The sequence below is a fragment of the uncultured Caballeronia sp. genome (assembly GCF_964243625.1).
In the GTDB taxonomy this organism is placed as follows: Bacteria; Pseudomonadota; Gammaproteobacteria; order Burkholderiales; family Burkholderiaceae; genus Caballeronia.
In genome coordinates this window covers 1-3,489 of sequence record NZ_CAXTGZ010000630.1, presented here as the reverse complement: position 1 = coordinate 3,489, position 3,489 = coordinate 1, and the positions used below count along the sequence as shown (strand labels likewise).

Sequence of the window (3,489 nt, the reverse complement as noted above, 5' to 3'; positions counted from 1 at the left end):
CGGTGCCGTCGATCACGGCGTTGGGTATCGGCTTGATGTGCCTGTTGCTGATTGCCATGACACGCAGCGACTTGATCGCCGGATGGCGGCAATCCACTCCGCCCGATGCGCCGAATCAGTTTCTCATCGATATCCAGCCCGACCAGCGCGCCGGTGTCATGACCTATCTGCAGCAGCATGGCCAGGCCGATGCCGCCCTGTCGCCGATGGTGCGAGGCCGTCTCGTCGCGGTCAACGGCAAAGCGGTCAGCCCCGACAACTACGAGAAAGCCGATGCAAAACGGCTGGTCGACCGCGAGTTCAACTTGTCGTACACCACGCAGCTGCCAAGCGATAACCGTCTGGTTGGCGGCGATTGGTACGGCACGGACGGCAAGGCACAAGTATCGATAGAGCAGGGCCTCGCCAAGACCATAGGCGTGAAGCTCGGCGACACGCTGCGTTTCGATGTCGCCGGCATGCAGGTGGAAGGGCCGGTCACGAGTCTGCGCAAGGTCGACTGGAATTCGTTCAAGGTGAACTTCTTCGTTCTGATGCCGCCGCCGTCCATCAGCGACCTGCCCGCCACGTTCATCACGAGTTTCCATTTGCCGCCGGGGCAGCAGGGATTGATCGACGGGTTGGTCGGGCAGTATCCGAATGTGACCGCCATCGATACCGCGCCGATCCTCGCGCAAATCCAGCGCGTGCTGGAACAGGTCATTGGCGCCGTGCAGTTCCTTTTCATCTTCACGCTGGCAGCAGGCGTGCTCGTGTTGTACGCCGCGCTCGCCGGTACGCGCGACGAACGCATGCGCGAGTCCGCGCTGCTGCGCGCGCTCGGCGCTTCGCACAAGCAGGTGCGCTCGGTGCAGACGGCGGAGTTCATCGCGGTGGGTGCGTTAAGCGGCCTGATGGCGGCGCTCGGTGCGCAAGGCATCGGCTTTTTGCTTGCGACGCGCGTGTTCGAATTTCACATCGACTTCAATCCATGGCTCGTGCCGGCCGGCATTGCTGCGGGCGTGGTCTGTTCGGGGCTCGGTGGCTGGTTGAGCCTGCGCCGCGTGCTGTCGCGTCCGGCGCTGCAATCGCTGCGCGATGCCTGAGATATTTTCAAAAGATACGCATGACCGAAGCAACTTCTGACGCAACGACTCAAGAAACGCCGCAACCGACGGCATTCGAACTGATTGGCGGCGAGGAGCGTGTCCGCGCGCTCGTCGACCGGTTCTACGACCTGATGGACCTGGAGCCGGAATTCGCCGTGCTGCGCGGTTTGCATCCGCCCACGCTCGACAATTCTCGCGATAAATTCTTCTGGTTCCTGTGCGGCTGGATGGGCGGCCCCGATTACTACATAGCCAAGTTTGGCCATCCGCGTTTGCGCGCACGGCATCTGCCTTTTGCGATTGCATCGCCGGAACGCGATCAGTGGTTGCGCTGCATGGCATGGGCAATGGAGGACATCGGCCTCACCGAGATCATGCGCGAGCGCCTCCTCACCTCTTTCTTCGATACCGCCGACTGGATGCGCAATCGTCCGGGCTGAGCGCAAAGGCAACGCCCATGAGTACCCTTGATCCCGACGCTCAGGCAGTGCTGGACGCCTGGTTCGGCACGCCGGATTCGCCCGGATTCGGCCATGCGCGCAGGCAGTGGTTCAAGAAAAGCCCCGCTTTCGATGCCTCACTCCGTGAGCGTTTCGGCCCGATGCTTGAATCGGCGTTGAGGGGAGAACTTGCATCGTGGCAGGCCACGCCGCCCGGCGCGTTGGCGTTGATCGTGATGCTCGATCAGTTCACGCGCAATTGTTTTCGCGGAACGCAGCGCGCGTTTTCCGGCGACATGATGGCGCTGAAAATCGCCCGGGAACTGGTCGATACAGGCAAAGAACGCAGCTTGCCGACACCCTGTCACCGCATGTTCGTCGCCATGCCGTTCGAGCACGACGAGAACCTCGAAAGCCAGCGAGAAGCCGTGCGCCTCCATCAAATCCTCTTCGATGAAACCCGCGATAAGGACATCGAATCAGGGTTGAAGTACGCAATCCTTCACGCTGAAGTGATCGAGACATTCGGACGCTTTCCGCATCGAAATGCGATCCTCGGCCGCGAGTCGACGGCCGAAGAGCTTAAGTGGTTGAAGATGAATCGCGGCTTCTGAAACCGCAAGGACCTACCGTCCGCCGGCTACATCCAGCAACGCGCCCGTCACATAAGACGACGCATCCGACAACAGCCATACGATCGATTCCGCGACTTCATCGGCGGTGCCGGGACGGCCGAGCGGCGCCAGCGCGCCCAGTTGCGCCGCGCGATCGGGTTTGCCGCCGCTCGCGTGAATCTCGGTATCGATCAGGCCCGGCCGCACGGCGTTCACGCGCACGCCTTCCGGACCAAGCTCCTTTGCAAGGCCGATGGTCAGCGTATCGACGGCGCCTTTCGAGCCCGCGTAATCCACGTATTCGTTAGGCGATCCGAGCCGCGCCGCCGCTGACGAAATATTGACGATGGACCCGCCAGTACCACCGCGCTTTGTCGACATCCGCCGCGCCGCTTCACGCGCGCAAAGGTAGGCGCCGAGCACATTGGTATCGAAGACGCGTTTCATGCGGGCCACGTCCATGTCGGCCAGCGCCGAGCCCGGTGCGACGATCCCCGCATTGTTCACGAAGCCATCGATCGGGCCAAAGGCTTTCGCCGTGGCATCGAACATGGCGATGACATCGGCTTCCACGCTCACGTCGCCTTCTATGGCGATTGCGCGGCCACCCGCGGCCTGCACGCGGGTGACGGTGTCATCGGCCGCGGCGCGGTTCGTCGCGTAATTCACGCCGACAGACCAGCCGCGAGCGGCGCACAACAATGCGGCAGAACGCCCGATACCGCGGCTGCCGCCCGTGATCAAAACAACCTTCGACATATTCAATGTCCTCGTTCAGACAGCGTCGCGTTTCTCGGGCCAGCGATCGATCGTCGGCGGCGTATAAGCCTTGAGCGCGCCGATCAGCTTCACCGGATCGGACGCGACCTGAAGCATGTCGAGAAACGGTGCGCGCATGAAACCTTCTTCTACGGTATGCCGCAACATGGCAAGAAGCGGGTCGTAATAGTTGTCGATGTTCAGGAGCGCGACCGGCTTGTCGTGGTATCGAAGTTGCGCCCACGTATAAACCTCGAACAGCTCTTCGAACGTGCCGACGCCACCTGGCATCGATACGAACGCATCCGACAGATCAGCCATTTTCTTCTTGCGCTGATGCATGTCGGGCACCACGTGCAATTCGGTCAACCCTTTGTGGCCGACTTCCTTGTTCATCAGCAATTCGGGAATCACACCGATCGCGCGGCCGCCGTGCGCGAGCACTTCGTCGGCAATCGTGCCCATCAGTCCCACGCTCCCGCCGCCGTAGACCAGCGCGAGATCCGCTTCAACCAATGCGCGGCCGAACGCCTTGGCGGCTTCGGCATAGATCGGGCGGGCTCCGTTCGAGGAGCCGCAATATACGCA

5 protein-coding genes are annotated in these 3,489 nt (G+C 61.9%); 3 read left to right on the top strand and 2 right to left on the bottom strand.

The features are described 5' to 3' along the window. From ACFFAR_RS28340 to ACFFAR_RS28330, 3 genes are all read left to right on the top strand, one after another. On the top strand, positions 1-1,085 hold a 1,085-nt coding region (locus ACFFAR_RS28340), incomplete at its 5' end, for an ABC transporter permease (protein WP_375508919.1). A gap of 20 nt (positions 1,086-1,105) precedes the next feature. Then, on the top strand, positions 1,106-1,528 hold the full coding sequence (locus tag ACFFAR_RS28335; RefSeq protein WP_062167116.1) for a group II truncated hemoglobin: 423 nt from the start codon (positions 1,106-1,108) through the stop codon (positions 1,526-1,528). A 17-nt stretch (positions 1,529-1,545) separates the two neighbouring features. Then, a complete protein-coding gene (locus ACFFAR_RS28330; RefSeq protein ID WP_174365079.1) occupies positions 1,546-2,142 on the top strand; it encodes a DUF924 family protein in 597 nt (198 codons plus the stop codon). A 12-nt stretch (positions 2,143-2,154) separates the two neighbouring features. Here the strand turns inward: ACFFAR_RS28330 and ACFFAR_RS28325 are convergent, their stop codons facing one another. Together ACFFAR_RS28325 and ACFFAR_RS28320 are read right to left on the bottom strand one after the other, a co-directional pair. Further along, entirely contained in the window at positions 2,155-2,901 is a 747-nt protein-coding gene (locus ACFFAR_RS28325) for an SDR family oxidoreductase (RefSeq protein WP_174365080.1), read from the bottom strand. Positions 2,902-2,916: 15 nt separating this feature from the next. Further along, a partial coding sequence (locus tag ACFFAR_RS28320; protein WP_375508918.1) for a TIGR00730 family Rossman fold protein occupies positions 2,917-3,489 on the bottom strand: 573 nt, incomplete at its 5' end.